We start from the raw sequence: 16955 nt of genomic DNA on the forward strand, positions 1-16955 counted from the left end.
TTTAATTATCCTTTTTCTGCGGAATTGTGTTTACAGAATCTGCTTTCCTAGAAGTCTCGACTTTCAAAGAATCAAGTATTTTTTCTGATTTGATTTTAAGCGTATCCACTTTTCTGTTCTTTAAAACTTTCGGGTTTAACCTTGAATTTTCATCCAGTAGCAGATCATCTTCTTCTCGTTCATCAAAAAATTCTTCAGGCTCATCTGGAAGGGGAATTCCTTTAATCCTGGTTAATTCCGGTTCAGGTTTTCCCTCAAACAAACCTTCTTTTGAAAGTATCCTTTCCTCGCCACGCCAGTTAAAACCTTGTAATTTTCTGGCATTTGGGGGGAAATCTGCTTCCGGAGTAAGATTTCCGTCTACCTGATTATAATAATAAATGTCTTCAATTTGCTGATCTGCGAAAAGAATTCGAATGGAACTTGCCAGGGTTTTGTTGATCCCGATCAATTCATTTTCGCTATTCCGCATATAATTTAAGGTTTCGGTATTTTTATCGATCACCACTTCATAAAGCTCATTTTCTCTAAAATACCCGGTAAGTATCTTTCCTTTTAGCTGATTGTAACCTTCAATACTATCCTTCTGAATAAGAAAAGCGTTATCAAAGACTAATAAAGAATCAAGCTGCTCGGTTTTAGGATTGCTCTGAAGGTGAATGCTGTCACCGGTAATTTGATTTTCAGCAGACCATAGAACAGGCTTTCCATTAGCCTTCCTGCTAATATTGATGAGTTTTGTGAGCCCCGATTGCTGATTAGAATAAATAGAATCACTTCTCCCACTCATTGTATTTTCTCCGGTTTGATCTTCTTTGAAGATCCTCACATCATAAAATCCCCTGAGTATACGTTTTTCCGGTTTTCCAGTGATCATGATCGTATCGCTATGTATAAATAAGGTATCACGATCCTGAAGACTGGCCGCAAGAGCTTTTTTTGTGATAAATACAGAATCTTTATCCCTGTAAACTTCCGCATAATGACCGCTAACTCTACTGTCGTTTATAGTATCTATTACCCGGATATTATTAGTTGCTGAAGCGAAGCTGTTCTTTCTATTAAAATAAAGACTATCTCCTTTAAGTATCCTGTTGTCATAATTGATCTGGGAATTCTTAACGAAATACCCATTATCTGCCCTTGTATCATAGAATCCGCGTTCACAGTAAACGGTGCTTGTTTCACTAACAATGGTTGAAGGACCATATAAATAAGCATGACCGCTTTCAGAATAAAAATCTAATTGTTCAGAATTGATCTTATATTCAGGATTGGTGACTACCACATTATTTACAAAGCTGTATTTATCTTCTTCCATAAAATACCTGCCGATTGTACTGGTAAGGACGCTGGCAGTATCGGTAACTTTTCCTCCGCTTCTATAATATGCCTGTTGCTTGATTCTGTCAAAAAACAGACTGTCAGTTTCAAGGGTAGTTTGAGGTCTTGTCATTTTAACCTTGCCACTGGCAAAGGCAAATTCAGTATCTCCATTATATTCCGCATAATTGCTGGTCATACGTACACTATCGCCCTGTTGCATACGAATATTCCCGTAAGCCTTGAAGAAATTAGCCTCTTTATAGAATACAGCATTATCACACCAAACCTCGATCCCATCATGATCAAAATAGACCTGGTTATCTACTTTGCTTAAAATAAGCGCTCCAGGATATCTTTGTTCATTTTTTAAGGTTCTATCAGAATCATAATTTATTTCCTGATTGGTCTGAGCACTAGCAAAGACTGAAATAAACAATATGAGGAAAAATAAAGAGGTAGAATATCGTTTCAATCTGATTTTTTTTCAAAAGTAGTCAAAATCCACGGATAGTATTTTTTAGGTATAAACGTTTTAAAAAGTAACATTGAAAAAAAATTAACTTAAATAAAACCGAATAACTTCCTGTAAATCCTAAAGCTTTCTAAATTTTCCGGGTTTTAAGACAACCTTAACGCTTGTTAGCAATCCAAAAGCTGTTTCCCATCGTAGGTTTATTTAGAAACTAAAATTTTAATTATGAAAAAACCCTTAGTCAAGGTGGATGTAGTAAATGCATCTTCCAAAGATTCGAAAAACAATTCGCGAAGGAAGTTCATTAGAATGAGTGGACTTGGAATAGCAGGATCCAGCTTTTTACTGTATGGATGTAGCGATGATGACATGTTTAATCCCGGTGGAGAAGTGGTAGATCCAAATCCAGATCCAAACCCAAATCCAAATCCAGAAGTATTTGATCTTGGAAGTGGAGATGTAGGTATTCTTAACTATGCTTATGCCTTAGAACAGCTTGAAGCTGCTTTTTATATTCAGGTAAGAGCTGGAGGATATTATGCTGGTGCTCCTCAGGAAGAAAAAGATCTTTTTGATGATCTTTATAATCATGAGGTTATTCACCGTGATTTCTTTAAAGCTGCTATTACTGCAGCAGCCGGAGAAGAAAATACACTTCCTGATCTAGAATTTGATGTTTCATCAGTAGATTTTAATAGTAGAGATTCAGTTTTGGCTACAGCAATGGCATTAGAAGATACCGGCGTTGGAGCTTACAATGGTGCAGGAGATAGAATCGCTGACGCTACTTATTTAACCTTAGCAGGTAAAATTGTTTCTGTGGAAGCAAGACATGCTTCAGCTATTAGATCATTGATTAATCCAGATTCAGCAGATTTCGCTGGAGATGACGTAATTGATGAAAATGGATTGGATCTTGCTTATGATCCTTCAGAAGTATTTGAAATTGCCGGAGGATTTATTGTTACTGAATTTACAGCGAACAATCTTCCAGAACCAATGACAGGAGCATAATCTACTAACACCTAAAAAAATAATTATGAGTATAATAAAATTATTAGATGATTTTTCATCTGAAAAACTAACAACAAAATCTTCTTCAAGAAGGGAGATGTTTAATACCCTGGGTTCTTTTGGTAAAAAAGCGGCTGCGGCAGCTGTACCATTTGGACTTGCAACTTCAGGGAAGGCAAAAGCAGCCACGGCAGCTTTCTTTCAGGAAAACTCAGCAGTAGACGCGCTACAACTTGCACTTACATTAGAATATCTTGAAGCTGAATTTTATATAAAAGCTTTAGAATCTGGAGTATTACCTGCAGGAAGAGCCGAAACTGTGTATATGCAAATTTCTAAGCATGAAACAGCTCACGTTGAATTTTTAAAAGCAGGTTTAGAAGGTGCTGGAGCTACTCCGGTATCATCACCAACTTTTGATTTTACTGCAGGTGGAGCTTTTGACCCATTTAATGATAATGGAATTGGACAGGAAACTGCTTATGCACAATTACTTGCATTAGCACAGGCCTTTGAAGATACTGGGGTTAGAGCCTATAAAGGACAGGCAGCTAATTTAATGGGAACAGCTTTCCTTGAGCCAGCTCTTCAAATTCATTCTGTAGAGGCGCGACATGCTTCTGAGATTAGAAGAATTCGTGGTCTGGAAGGTTGGATAACCTTAAATAACAGAGGAGCAGGAATGCCCGAAGCAACCCAGGCAGTCTATGACGGAGAGGAAAATGTAATGCAGGGAGGAGTAGATGTTACATCTCTTGATTTTGCAGATCCTATAGTTGGTGATGTTGCAGAAGCGGTTAGTCAAGCTTTTGATGAACCCATCAATGCTGCAACTGCAAATGCAATTGCAGGTCTATTTATAGTTTCAGAAGAATAGAAAATAATCTATATCTAATAAAAAAGGAACGCATTTGCGTTCCTTTTTTTGTTTTATAATACAAACTTCAACAGTTTCTTAAAACAGGGGAGCTTTTATTATCTCTGAATTGTTTGTTTTCTATCTGGTCCCACAGAAACTATAGTGATAGGTGTTTCAAGTTCTTTCTCCAGAAATTCCACGTACTCATTAAATTCCTTAGGAAGAGAAGAAGCATCGGTCATTTTCGTAAGATCTTCTTTCCATCCTTTTACCTCTGTATAAATTGGTTCAATGTTTTCAGGTTCTATATTATAAGGAAGATGGGTAATTTCCTCTCCTTTATATTTATAAGAGGTACAAACTTTTAAAGTGTCAAATCCGCTTAGAACATCCCCTTTCATCATAATAAGCTGGGTAATTCCATTTACCTGCACGGCATATTTCAATGCAACAAGATCCAGCCATCCACAACGTCTTTTTCTACCGGTGGTAGCACCAAACTCATTCCCGATGCGTCCCATCTTTTCTCCTACTTCATCAAAAAGTTCAGTAGGGAAGGGGCCGCTTCCAACTCTCGTTGTATAGGCTTTGAAAATACCAAAAGCTTCTCCAATTTCTCTTGGAGCTACTCCCAGCCCGGTGCATGCCCCGGCGGCAGTGGTATTAGAAGAAGTCACGAAGGGGTAGGTCCCAAAGTCAATATCAAGTAAGGATCCCTGAGCTCCTTCAGCAAGGATACTTTTACCAGATTTCATGGCCTGGTGTAAGTATTCTTCACTGTCAATAAAAGTTAGGGATTTTAAAGTTTCAACAGCATTACAGAATTCCTTTTCTAATTCTTTTAGATCATACTGAACATCTACATCATAGAAAGCGATCATTTTCTCATGTTTATCGGCAAGGGCACGATATCTGTCTTTCCAGTCTTCCAGTTCAAGGTCTCCTACACGCAAACCATTTCTTCCGGTCTTATCCATATAAGTTGGACCTATACCTTTAAGTGTAGAACCAATTTTCGCTTTTCCTTTTGAAGCTTCTGAAGCTGCATCCAGTAAACGATGGGTTGGAAGAATAAGGTGGGCTTTCCTTGAAATCACCAGTTTTGACTTGTAGTCTATATTGTGTTTCGCAAGATTGTCCAGTTCTCTTTTGAAGATAACGGGGTCTATCACGACACCATTACCTACAAGGTTAATACTATCATCATGAAAAATACCTGAAGGAATGGTATGTAAAACGTGTTTTTGACCATCGAACTCCAAAGTATGTCCTGCATTTGGACCGCCTTGAAAACGGGCAATAATATCGTATTTGGAGGTTAGAACGTCAACTATTTTTCCTTTTCCTTCGTCACCCCATTGAAGACCTAGTAGTAAATCTACTGCCATGAATTTTTGAACTTAATTGGTTGATTTTTTGTTTCCGTAGAAATATAAAGAATGTTTATTGATCTCAATATCAAAAACCTCTTCTATTGTTTGTTTAATGCTTTGTATCCTAGGATCGCAGAATTCTATCACTTCTCCGGTATCTGTAAGGATGATATGATCGTGCTGCCTGTCAAAATATGATTTTTCATATTGAGACTGGTTCTGGCCGAACTGATGTTTTCTAACTAATCCGCACTCTAATAACAATTCTATCGTGTTATATAAAGTTGCACGACTTACGCGATATTTTTTGTTCTTCATTTTAATATAAAGAGACTCAATATCAAAATGATCGTCTGCATTGTAGATCTCCTGAAGTATGGCAAAACGTTCTGGTGTCTTACGATGCCCTTTATCTTCAAGATACTTGGTGAAAACATTTTTTACGACCGCCTGATCGTTTTTATTTGCGACTTTTTTACTCATAATTTGCAATGCAAAGGTAAAAGTTTATTCACGGCTAACCTTGTCTATCCCGTTAATTTTTTTCAGCCTTTGAATGATGGTATTCAGGATATTATTATTCTTTACAACCAGGGTGATCCTTCCGCTAAATACTCCGTCTGAACTGTCAAAATTTAGATTTCGCATATTTACATGCATATTGCTCGAAATCTCCTGGGTGATCTCGCTTACCAGCCCCAAATTGTCTATTCCCTGTAGTTTGATAACCGCCTTAAAATCTTGTTGAGAACTGTCTATCCATTTTGCCTGAATGATCCTGTATGCATAATTACTTTGCAACTGTAAGGCATTGGGACAGTCTTTTTTGTGAACTTTTATTCCGTCGTTTACCGAAATAAACCCGAAGACATTATCCCCCGGAATTGGGTTGCAACAATTGGACAATTTGTATTCAAGTTTTTCTTCTTCCTTACCAAATACAAGCTGATCATATTTGGCAGTGATCTCGTCTTTATTGAGATCTGAAGCCACCTGTGGCTTTTTGATCTTGCTTTTGAAATAACTCACCAGCGAGTTACTTCTGGAAGAAGCAAAATCTTTGAGCATCTGGTTGTCTATTTTACCAATACCTACCCGGTAAAAAAGATCCAGACTGGTTTTTAAATTGAAAAATACCACCAGTTCATTGATAGATTTTTCGTTGAATTGGATCTTTTGGGCTTTCAGTTTTCTTGCGAGTACTGCTTTTCCTTCCTCGGCAATTTCCTTTTTCTCGTCCTTTAGAGAGGATTTTATCTTTGCCCTGGCTCGTGCTGTATTTGCATAATCCAGCCAGTTGATATTTGGCTTGGCATTTTCTGAAGTAATAATCTCAACCTGGTCCCCACTTTTTAGTTCATGACTCAATGGAACCAGTTTGTTATTTACCCGCGAGCCTCTGGTGTGCAATCCAATTTCGGTATGAATGCTGAACGCAAAATCGAGGGGAGTAGAACCTTTCGGTAAGGATTTAAGGTCTCCCTGAGGTGTGAACACAAAAATTTCTTTAGAATAAAGGTTAAGTTTGAATTGCTCCACAAAGTCCACGGCATTAACATCTGAACTTTCCAGGGCTTCCTGTAAACGGGTTACCCATTCTTCAAAACCTCTTTCTTCTTTACTTTCACTACCCTGTTTATACTTATAGTGCGCGGCATAACCTTTTTCAGCGATTTCATTCATTCGCTCACTTCTAATTTGAACTTCCACCCAGCGACCTTTTGGTCCCATCACCGTAATGTGTAAAGCTTCATAACCTGTAGATTTTGGAGAAGAGATCCAGTCTCGTAAACGCGTGGGATTAGGTCTGAAATGATCTGTAACTATTGAATATATTTTCCAGGCAAGAAATTTCTCCTGGGAAGGCTCACTCTTATAAATTATTCGAATAGCAAATTTGTCATAGATCTCATCAAAATCTATATTCTGGGTCTTGATCTTTTTATTAATAGAATAAATAGACTTTGGCCTCCCTTTTATCTCATATTCCAGGCTTTCCTGGTCCAGGGAGTCCTGAATGATCTTACTGAATTCTTTAATATAAAGATCCTGGTCCTCTTTACTTTCTTTAATTTTTGTAAGAATATCACTGTACACGTCAGGTTCAGTATACTTAAGTCCCAGATCCTCAAGTTCGGTTTTGATATTGTAAAGACCTATTCTGTGGGCAAGAGGAGCGTAAATATAAAGCGTTTCTGAAGCGATCTTTACCTGCTTATCAGGTCGCATCGCATCCATGGTTTGCATATTATGCAAACGGTCTGCGATCTTGATGATGATCACTCTCACATCATCATTTAAAGTGAGCAGCATTTTTCTGAAGTTCTCAGCCTGAAGAGAAACATTCATGTCTTTTTTAAGACTGGAAATCTTGGTGAGTCCATCCACGATTTTAGCAACCGTATCTCCAAACATTTCCTTTAGATCTGCCAGGGTATATTTAGTGTCTTCTACCACGTCATGGAGCAGGGCAGCGGCAATAGAAGTTGCATCGAGGCCAATTTCTGAAGCTACGATCTTAGCCACAGCAATTGGATGAAAAATATAGGCTTCTCCAGATTTTCTTCGCTGATCTTTATGGGCATCAACCGCTGTATCAAACGCAAGTCTAATGAGTTTTTTATCATCATCAGAAAGGGTTTGATAACTTATACGCAGCAGTTCTTTATACTGCTTGGCAATCTGTTTGTTTTCTTTTACTATAGCCGCCTCTGTCATAGGTTAAAAATACAATTAAGATTAAAAGGAAACAACTAATTACCAGCTTTCAAATTACGATAACGCTGTAAGAGACTGGGATGAGAGTAATGTACAAAAATATAAGCTTTATGCGGAGTTAAGTTGCTCAGGGTATTTTTCGATAACTTTTTAAGACTGGAGATCAGGGAATTACCATTGTAGGTGATTCTGGCAAAATTATCTGCCTGATACTCGAATTTTCGGGAAATATAATTCATGATAAGCCCGGTTATTTCTGAAATAGGACTATATAAAATTCCAAAGGCTACCAGCCCAATATGAAAACTGGGTACAGCAACACCCAAAGCCTGAGATAATAACGGATTTCCTACAAAAAGGGATAATAACCATAGGGTAAAACCAGTGGTTAGAACCGAAACTACCAGGTTAACAATAATATGGTTCTTTTTATAATGACCTACCTCGTGGGCCAGCACCGCAACTATTTCTTCTTCTTCCAGGTCGTTGATCAAATTATCATAGAGAGTGATCCTTTTTTCACTTCCAAATCCTGAAAAGTAGGCATTCGCTTTGGTGCTTCTTTTCGAACCATCGATTACAAAGATATTATCAAGTTGAAATCCAACACTTTTTGCGTATGCTTCAATTTTTGATCTTAGTGAGCCATCCTTTAGCGGAGTTTGCTTATTAAATAACGGCACAATAAGTTTGGCATAAAACATATTCATAAAGACTGAAAATACAGCTACAAGGATCCAGGCATACCACCAGAAATCATTCCCGGCAAACTGATAGAACCAGACGATAAGTGCAAGGATTCCACCGCCTATAATAGCGCCCATAGCCAAAGCCTTCAGTTTATCGAGTAGAAATGTTCCTTTAGTGGTCTTATTGAAACCATATTTTTCTTCAATTACAAAGGTACTGTACCAGGAAAAAGGTGTCATTAGAATATCGCTACCCAACATGATAATTCCGAAAAAAATGAGGGCAATTAGAATGGCATTATTAATAATGCTTCTGGCTATTTCATCCACATAAGCGAATCCGTCAAAAACGATAAAACCCAATGTTAGCAGAACCGAAAAAGTAGAAGTGATCAAACCGAATTTAAACCTCTCTTTTTTGTATCGCTGGGATTTCTCGTACTCTTCCGAATCGTAAACATCTTCTAATTCCTGGGGAACAGGATCATTAAAATGTCTTGCATTTAGAGCATCAAGAATCTTATCGATAATAAAGTCGACCATGATAATGGCAATGATGATGTAAAAAAGTGTTTCCGGTGTCAAGTGCTTCAGGGTTTATTCAGGATGAATAATTCGTTGTCTTTTTGCTTCAAAAATAAGAATTCCGGCTGCAACTGAAACGTTCATAGAGTCTATTTCACCGTGCATGGGAATAATGATATTTTGGGTGGAATTTGCCAGCCATTCCTCACTTAGTCCCGTGGCTTCTGTTCCCATTACAATGGCCGATGCTTTCTTGAAGTTTATATCATGATAAGCTTTTGAGGCTTGCAGGGCAGCAGCATAAATTTCAATTTTCTGTTTCTTTAGAAAATCGATGATTTCCGAAGTGGTTCCGGTAGCGATCTTATTTGTAAAAACACATCCAACACTGCTACGTATGATATTGGGATTATAGAAGTCTGTTTTTGGATTGGCTATGATAACGGCATCTACGGCTGCGGCATCTGCTGTTCGCAAAATAGCACCAATATTGCCAGGTTTTTCAGGAGCTTCCGCAACAAGAATTAGAGGAGAATCATTCTCAAAACTTAAATTTTCAAGCTTATGATCTATAGCCTGGAAAACAGCAATTAGGCCTTCAGTACTTCCCCGATAGGCGATCTTATCATAAACTTCTTTGCTTATTTCTGTAATTTCAGCAGCTTCCCTATCATTTGCTTTAGCCATTTCAACTACTTCCTGAAAGTTTACTAATTCAGGAACAAAATAGAGGTGAAGAGGTTGATATTTTCCTTTAATGGCAAGATTTACTTCTCTTTTTCCTTCTACAATAAAAGATCGTTCTTTTCTGCGGTTGCGGGATTTTTCCTGTAACTGGAGCAGCCATTTTATTTCCTTGTTCTGAGGGCTGGTGATCTGTTTAAACATAGGCGTAAAATTACATAGATATTGAGCATAAAAAAAGCCTCTGAAATTTCAGAGGCTTATCAAATTTAATTAAAAAATTATTTACTTTCCTGATCCTTATATTTTTTGGAATATCTTTTCCAAAGTTCAGTTTGATGAGTTTCAAGACTTACCTCTCTGCCATCTATAAATGCATGGGAAAGAATATTTGTTCTCATGTCCAGCGCATCACCTTCAGAAATAAATAAAGTTGCCGATTTGCCCTTTTCCAGGCTTCCGTATTTATCATCTATTCCCAAAATTTTTGCGGTATTGGAGGTGATCAGTTTTAACGCTTCTTCCTTATCCATACCAAATGCTGCCACTGTACCGGCATAAAACGGTAAATTCCTGGTATTCATTCTCTCCATTTGTCCACTACTTTCCAGCGCTACCAGAACCCCTGCATCCTGAAGTAGTTTTGCTAATTTATAGGGGTAGTCGTAATCCTCGTAAGCTTTGTTTGGAGTACTGTGCGGGCGGTTTACAAGAACCGGAATATCATTGGATTTTAATTCTTTTGCCACGCCCAAAGCATCATAGCCTCCCACGATCACCAGACCTTTAAGAGCATGGTCTTTTTTGAATTGGATCACGTCCATGATCTCTTTTTCACCATTAACATGAACAAAAACTTTTTTATTTCCATTGAAAACAGAATCCATCGCGAGATATGGAAGATTTTTGTAATCTCTTTCCCCCGCAAGGTAAGCTTTCGATGAAGTAAAGAAATCGGAAAGTTTTTGAATGTTTTCCTGGTATTCTTTGTTTGCTTTTAAGCCAGGTTCCTCATCTCTCCACCAGCGGCCTCTTCTAAAAGCATCTGGCCAGTTGATGTGAAGTCCGTCATTTTCTTTTACCACCGCATCTTCCCAGTTCCATGCATCAAATTGTACGATTGATGAAGTACCAGAAATAAGTCCGCCTCTTGGTACAATCTGTCCTAAAAGCACCCCGTTAGGTCTCATGGATTCCACGATCTTGCTCTCTGCATTATAAGCGATCAAACTTCTCACATTGGGAAGCATTTCTCCCATTTCATCATCATCTTCAGTAGCTTTAACGGCAGCGATTTCTACCAGTCCAAGTGTTGAATTTGGTGCGATAAAACCGGGATAAACATGCTTGCCTTTAGCATTAATGATCTTTCCGGGATTTTGTCTTTTGGTAAGATTGGCAGCGATCACTTCAGTTATTACACCGTCTTCAAATATGATAAGACTATTCTCTATCACCTCACCATTTCCTAAATGTGCAGTAGCCCCCACGATGGTTACAGGTTCAGATTGTTTGTCGGCAGGTGTTTGCTGGGCAAAAGTCTTACCTGAAATTACCAGGAGTATTATTAAAATATATGTATTAAATCTTTTCATTTTCTCTAATTTTTATTGAACCTCTTCTAAAAGATCACAATGAACATGTTGCTTTTCCTTTTTTGTAACAGGTTGAGTTTTCACTCCATTATTTTTAGCTTTCAACATCTGACCAATTAGTTGGTTACGCTCTTCTCTTATCTGCTTTCTCATTTGCTCATCACGTTCAATGTCAAAATAGACAACACCTTCGATCATGGTTTTTTCAGGTTTGGCATAAATAGAAAGAGGGTGGTTGTTCCAAAGAACAAGATCTGCCTGTTTTCCTGTTTTTATACTTCCCACAAGATCATCTACATGTAAAAGTTTCGCCGGGTTGATCGTTACCATTTTCCAGGCATCTTCTTCACTCATCCCGCCATATTTCACACTTTTCGCAGCTTCCTGATTCAGTCTTCTACTCATTTCACCATCGTCACTATTTATGGCCACGGTGATCCCCACATCGTTCATGATTGAAGCGTTGTAAGGAATTGCGTCATTTACTTCATATTTATAAGCCCACCAGTCAGAAAAAGTCGAAGCCCCAACGCCGTGTTCTTTCATTTTATCGGCTACTTTGTAACCTTCCAGAATATGTGTAAAGGTATTGATGTTGAAATCGAATTGTTCGGCAACTTTCATCAGCATATTGATCTCACTTTGAATATAAGAGTGAGAAGTTACAAAGCGTTCTCCATTCAGGATCTCAACCAGAGTTTCCATTTCCAGGTCTTTTCTGAAATCTTCTCCACCTTTATTCTTTTCAGTTTCGTAAGCTCGCGCCTGACTGAAATAATCAACAAACACCTGTTCCACGCCCATACGAGTCTGTGGAAATCGATTTCCACTCCAGTTAGACTGTTTTACGTTTTCACCAAGAGCAAATTTTATAAATGGTGGCGCCTGCTCAAAGATGAGATCTTCTGCAGATTCTCCCCATTTTAATTTCAAGATAGCTGAGCGCCCTCCAATAGGATTCGCTGAACCATGTAAAAGCTGAATAGTGGTAACTCCACCGGCCAGGTCTCGGTAGATGCCAATATCTGTAGGATCTACAACGTCTTCCATGTTTACTTCAGCTGAAGAATTATGACCTGCTTCATTGATATCTGAAGCAGCAAGATGTGAATGCTCATCGATGATCCCCGCAGTTAAATGTTTGCCCGTAGCATCCACAACTTGTGCGCCGCCAGCATTTAAATCCTGTCCAATACGGGAAATTTCTCCATTTTTGACCAGTACATCGGTATTTTCCAAAACACCTTCCTCTTCACTGGTCCAAACCGTAGCATTTTTGAAGAGAATATTTTCCTGCTTAGGTTTATCTTTAAAACCATAGGCGATATTTGGATAAGTAACCGGCATTATTTTAGGTGTATCCTGATCCTTCTTATCCTTGTCTTTTTTATTTGTTTCAGAATCGGTCTTTTTTGTAGCCTGGAAAGTCGTTTCACTTCCATTTGGAAGTATTGCTTTTCCTGAGATCGTATTGCTGGGGCAGGAACGCTCGCTACAAGTCTGATGAATTCGGTTTTTGTAGTATCTGGGGAAGAGAGTAGGAGATTCATCCAGTTATCTTCAAAACTTAGCTTGGAACCGATCTTACTGTTTTCCATTTTCACTTCTGCTTTAGGTTTTGAAGCTTCTCCGGTAATATCAAGTTGATATTCTTTTCCGTTTATTTTTAAGTCGTATTTACCGGTAATATTGGTAATGTCCATATTTTCAAGAACTTTCTTCTCTCCCTGGATCCAGTTCTCATATAGTGTGGTTTCCTTGTCAAAATAATCTCCAGAAGTGATCAGGAAATTTGCCCAGGCTCCTTCTTTGATCACTCCAAGTTTATCAGCCTGTCCAATTGTTTTTGCCGGAATCGTAGTAAGTGCGGCTAAAGCAGCTTCTTTGCTTAATCCGTATTCTACTGCTTTTATAAGATTCGATTTAAAATCTTTTTCAGCATCTATAGAATTCGTGGTGATGGTAAAAGGAACTTTATTATCTGATAACATTTTCAGATTTGCTGGTGCCTGATTCCATTCTCTCATTTCTTCCAGACTTAAATATCCTGTTAGGTAAGGATCTTCCACATCGTAAGCTTCCGGAAATTTTAATGGCACAATATAAGTAGCATTTGAAGCCTTTATTTTATCGAGTCTCTGGTATTCATTACCACTTCCTAAAATTACATATTGAACCCCGAATTCATCTCCAAGTTTATCTGCTCTAAGTTCATTCAGGAGATTGTCACTGGTAAATATCTGGACAAGATCTTTGTTATTATTGAATGCCTCCAAAGCAAGATCCTTGTTATCAGCATTTCCTTTTGAGTACCATTCAGCATCCAAATAGGTCTGGCGTATTAAAGCCATGGTCCCCATGATAGAAGTTGGATAAGATTGTCTTGATTGTACGCTTTTGTCAAATGAAAAATATTGCGAAGATTTGTCATTAAGTATGCGGTCACCTTCACTTACTTCAGGAGTAAGTGCAACCAACATTCCGGTTCCTCTCACTATACCATCAGGAACATGTGTATTCACCACCCCAAAACCTGCTTTATGATATTTTTCAGCTTCCTTTGAGTCAAAATTAAAATGTGAAACAGCATCGGTTTCAGGCCTAATGTGGTCATTCCAGTAATAACCTTCGCGGGATGCATCATATTGGGGGCCGTTCCCGCCTTCAGCTCTTTTTGGTTTCGGAATTCCAAAATCACTGTAAAGATCAATAAATGAAGGATAAACTTCCTTTCCTCTTAAATCAATTACAATACTGTTCTTTGGAATATTTATAGATTTTCCAACAGAAGTGATCTTTCCATCTTTAACAGCGAACATTCCATTATTGATCAGCGTTTGAGGATCAACATGAATTTTAGCATTTTTAAAAACAGTGTAATTGGTGTTTCGGGTCTTCACACCATCATTTTTCGGGAAGTATTCCTGGGCTTGCATCGAAAAGGCACCGAGGAAAACTCCCAAAATCAGTAATTTTAATTTCATAAAAATAGGGTGGTTTTAAGATAAATAAGATTGCTCTAAATTTTAAGAGCCTTAAAGTACTAAAATTTGAATAATTTCAGGGGAATTATAGTGCGTTTCGAGTGTCGTCGAAATAATTTACCAGTAAGGCGACTACATAGCTGTAACTTTTCATCCCGTCTGCCTGATTATTTACAATAAGATAGCGGTTATAAGTTGCCTTGAAAACTGGCTCGAAAGGATTGGTGTGCTGCTTCCAGAATGCATCTACCTCCCGGTAATTTTCCAGGATTCCCACATTCATAGTAGCTATAAGTTCATCTGCTTTCGCCTGGTCACGTCTATATAGTTCACTTAGACAATAGCTAAGCGCAAAGGTATATCCAGAATACCTGAATTTTTTATTGGGATGGTTCATGGTGACCAGACAGGCAATAAAATTTGCTTCATTTTCTTTGGCGAAACCTAATTGATGTCCCACCTCATGACTTGCAGTAGTGGGGATCTTATATTTTACTATGATCGTGTTTACTTGCGCTTCATTGGTCAAAGGATTTAGATAGCCATTAAAGCCCATATAAGTAAGTGGTAAACTATACAAAGATCTTTTTAAAGCCGGAGCCGGGTAGGTAAGTTCAGGAAATTCCTTTTCAATATGTTCGTACCCATCCAACGTGATCTCGAATAATTCCTTTTTAGTGTATTCATAATCTACTTTAGAGGAATCATTTTCAGCTAATTCTGAATGTATCTGGTTTGATCTTTCAATTAAGGTTTCGGTAAGTTTAATGAGTTTTTCTGTAGTATAATCTTTTTCAATTTCCAGGCTTTCATGTAGCGGAAGACGGTAATAGTTGAATCCCCAGAATAAATGGAAACAGAAATAAATGATGGAAAGACTTGCAAGTGCATCAGGGATCCAGAGTCTCGGACTTCTGAATTTTTGAGAAAATCTTCTTTTAATCCATACTATTAATAAAATGACTAAAAGAGCATATAGAAAATCACCTAAAGAAAATGGAACGAATCCCAGGCTAAACCTCATTATTTTCGAAATAACAGGGTATAAGCCATTAGAATAATATTCTTCTACAAAACTGGAATGGCCTGAAAGTAAATTAATACCTATAATTTGTACCGGTAGCAGGATCGCAAGTAGTAAGACAGATTTTCTCTTCACGGTCTAAAAATACAAATATTCGGCAGGTGTCAAATTTTAGAAATCGGTAAAATCGAATACCTTTGTGAAGATACCAAAATTTAGATCAATGAATGAAGAAATAAGAGCGCTGGAACCCAAAGTATTGTGGAATAAATTCGCAGACCTGAATGCCGTTCCCAGACCTTCCAAGAAAGAAGAACGCGTTATAGAGTTTATTAAGAATTTCGGGAATAACCTGGATCTTAAGACTGAAGTGGATGGTGTTGGTAATGTGGTAATATACAAGCCTGCCACCAAAGGAATGGAGAGTCGGAAAAAGATCGTTTTGCAGGCTCACCTGGATATGGTTCATCAAAAAAATAATGATACCGACTTTGATTTTGAAAGTCAGGGTATAGATATGTATGTAGATGGTGACTGGGTTCGGGCAAAGGGAACTACCCTTGGAGCGGACAATGGTCTTGGTGTTGCCACCATGATGGCGATCCTTGAAAGCGATTCTATAGAGCATCCTGCAATTGAGGCTTTATTTACTATAGATGAAGAAACCGGGATGACCGGGGCCAAAGGTTTGAGTCCAGATCTGCTGGAAGGAGATATTCTCTTGAACCTGGATACTGAAGAAGATGACGAGATAGGCATAGGATGTGCCGGAGGAGTAGATATTACCGCGACGAAGAATTATGAAGAGGAGAAAATGCCTGATGCTTACCGAAGCTATTCGATAAAGATAAAAGGGCTTATGGGTGGACACTCAGGCATGGATATTATTAAAGGCCTTGGGAATGCTAATAAGTTGATGAATCGTTTACTGGTTAATACTTCGGAAGAGCTTAAAATGAGGATCGCTGAAATAAATGGGGGAGGACTCAGAAATGCCATTCCCAGAGAAAGTGAAGCGATCATAGCCATTCCCGATACCGAAGAGGAAAGTTTTAAAAAGGAGTTTGAGCTAAGAGCAGAAAAGATCAAAGCTGAATATGCTTCTTTAGAGCCTAATCTATCTATAGATCTTCAGCTGGAAACTTCCCAACATAAAATAATGGATCTTAAATCACAACGTGAAGTGCTGCTTGCTCTTGCGGGAGCACATAATGGGGTGTATAGAATGAGTCCCGAAATTAAAGGTTTGGTAGAAGCTTCTAATAATGTAGCAAAGGTTAGCCTTAAAGGAGGAGAAATTCATATTAAATGTCTTACCAGAAGTTCGGTAGAATCCAGTAAGGATGATCTTGCTGATTCTTTGAGAGCTGTATTTGAACTGGCAGGTTTCGAGGTAAAGCTTTCAGGAGAATATCCGGGATGGGCTCCAAACAGCGATTCTGCGATCCTGAAAACACTTGATGAGATCTACCAGAAAGTAAATGGAACAAAAGCCGATATTGCTGCCTGCCATGCAGGATTGGAATGTGGAATCATTGGGAGTCATTATCCTAATATGGATATGATCTCATTTGGACCAACCATTAGAGGAGCTCATTCTCCCGATGAAAGAGCAAGTATTAAGTCTGCTCAGAAATACTGGAATTTCTTACTGGAAGTTTTGAAAAATATCCCTGAGAACTAAATTTTAGA

General features: G+C 38.2%; 11 protein-coding genes and 1 pseudogene. 3 read left to right on the forward strand and 9 right to left on the reverse strand.

What is annotated here, in order from left to right:
- Position 1 precedes the first annotated feature (1 nt).
- Positions 2-1798, reverse strand: coding sequence for an OstA-like protein (locus LGQ90_RS00590; protein ID WP_229337060.1), 1797 nt, complete (start codon positions 1796-1798; stop codon positions 2-4).
- 225 nt (positions 1799-2023) lie between these two features.
- Here LGQ90_RS00590 and LGQ90_RS00595 point away from each other — a divergent pair, with 225 nt between their 5' ends.
- Both LGQ90_RS00595 and LGQ90_RS00600 read left to right on the forward strand, forming a co-directional pair.
- Complete coding sequence (locus LGQ90_RS00595; protein WP_229337062.1) at positions 2024-2812, forward strand: ferritin-like domain-containing protein; 789 nt, start codon at positions 2024-2026, stop codon at positions 2810-2812.
- 25 nt (positions 2813-2837) lie between these two features.
- A complete protein-coding gene (locus tag LGQ90_RS00600) occupies positions 2838-3689 on the forward strand; it encodes a ferritin-like domain-containing protein (RefSeq protein ID WP_229337064.1) in 852 nt (283 codons plus the stop codon).
- A 98-nt stretch (positions 3690-3787) separates the two neighbouring features.
- On the opposite strand, the gene LGQ90_RS00605 is transcribed toward LGQ90_RS00600, so the two are convergent.
- From LGQ90_RS00605 to LGQ90_RS00640, 8 genes and pseudogenes are all read right to left on the reverse strand, one after another.
- Entirely contained in the window at positions 3788-5059 is a 1272-nt protein-coding gene (locus LGQ90_RS00605; RefSeq protein WP_229337066.1) for an adenylosuccinate synthase, read from the reverse strand.
- Positions 5060-5071: 12 nt separating this feature from the next.
- Positions 5072-5527 carry a Fur family transcriptional regulator gene (locus tag LGQ90_RS00610; protein ID WP_229337068.1) on the reverse strand — a complete coding sequence of 152 codons (456 nt, stop codon included), beginning with the start codon at positions 5525-5527 and terminating at the stop codon, positions 5072-5074.
- A gap of 24 nt (positions 5528-5551) precedes the next feature.
- Positions 5552-7762 carry a RelA/SpoT family protein gene (locus LGQ90_RS00615; protein ID WP_229337070.1) on the reverse strand — a complete coding sequence of 737 codons (2211 nt, stop codon included), beginning with the start codon at positions 7760-7762 and terminating at the stop codon, positions 5552-5554.
- 35 nt (positions 7763-7797) lie between these two features.
- Complete coding sequence (locus tag LGQ90_RS00620) at positions 7798-9036, reverse strand: M48 family metallopeptidase (RefSeq protein WP_229337072.1); 1239 nt, start codon at positions 9034-9036, stop codon at positions 7798-7800.
- A gap of 12 nt (positions 9037-9048) precedes the next feature.
- Positions 9049-9864 carry a TrmH family RNA methyltransferase gene (locus LGQ90_RS00625; protein WP_229337073.1) on the reverse strand — a complete coding sequence of 272 codons (816 nt, stop codon included), beginning with the start codon at positions 9862-9864 and terminating at the stop codon, positions 9049-9051.
- A gap of 77 nt (positions 9865-9941) precedes the next feature.
- Complete coding sequence (locus LGQ90_RS00630) at positions 9942-11255, reverse strand: amidohydrolase family protein (RefSeq protein WP_229337074.1); 1314 nt, start codon at positions 11253-11255, stop codon at positions 9942-9944.
- 12 nt (positions 11256-11267) lie between these two features.
- Positions 11268-14239, reverse strand: a pseudogene (locus LGQ90_RS00635) (amidohydrolase family protein).
- 85 nt (positions 14240-14324) lie between these two features.
- Positions 14325-15398: a DUF3810 domain-containing protein gene (locus LGQ90_RS00640; protein ID WP_229337075.1), complete on the reverse strand. Its 1074-nt coding sequence runs from the start codon at positions 15396-15398 to the stop codon at positions 14325-14327.
- Positions 15399-15486: 88 nt separating this feature from the next.
- Here LGQ90_RS00640 and LGQ90_RS00645 point away from each other — a divergent pair, with 88 nt between their 5' ends.
- Positions 15487-16947: an aminoacyl-histidine dipeptidase gene (locus LGQ90_RS00645; RefSeq protein ID WP_229337076.1), complete on the forward strand. Its 1461-nt coding sequence runs from the start codon at positions 15487-15489 to the stop codon at positions 16945-16947.
- Positions 16948-16955: the final 8 nt, after the last annotated feature.

The sequence above is a fragment of the Christiangramia sediminis genome (assembly GCF_020552705.1).
Classification (GTDB): Bacteria; Bacteroidota; Bacteroidia; order Flavobacteriales; family Flavobacteriaceae; genus Christiangramia; species Christiangramia sediminis.

Excerpts from the sequence above, each read along its gene's own strand:
- LGQ90_RS00645 (WP_229337076.1), top strand. The coding sequence starts at position 15,487 with ATGAATGAAGAAATAAGAGCGCTGGAACCCAAAGTATTGTGGAATAAA.
- LGQ90_RS00615 (WP_229337070.1), bottom strand. The coding sequence starts at position 7,762 with ATGACAGAGGCGGCTATAGTAAAAGAAAACAAACAGATTGCCAAGCAG.
- LGQ90_RS00610 (WP_229337068.1), bottom strand. The coding sequence starts at position 5,527 with ATGAGTAAAAAAGTCGCAAATAAAAACGATCAGGCGGTCGTAAAAAAT.
- LGQ90_RS00625 (WP_229337073.1), bottom strand. The coding sequence starts at position 9,864 with ATGTTTAAACAGATCACCAGCCCTCAGAACAAGGAAATAAAATGGCTG.
- LGQ90_RS00600 (WP_229337064.1), top strand. The coding sequence starts at position 2,838 with ATGAGTATAATAAAATTATTAGATGATTTTTCATCTGAAAAACTAACA.
- LGQ90_RS00630 (WP_229337074.1), bottom strand. The coding sequence starts at position 11,255 with ATGAAAAGATTTAATACATATATTTTAATAATACTCCTGGTAATTTCA.
- LGQ90_RS00605 (WP_229337066.1), bottom strand. The coding sequence starts at position 5,059 with ATGGCAGTAGATTTACTACTAGGTCTTCAATGGGGTGACGAAGGAAAA.
- LGQ90_RS00595 (WP_229337062.1), top strand. The coding sequence starts at position 2,024 with ATGAAAAAACCCTTAGTCAAGGTGGATGTAGTAAATGCATCTTCCAAA.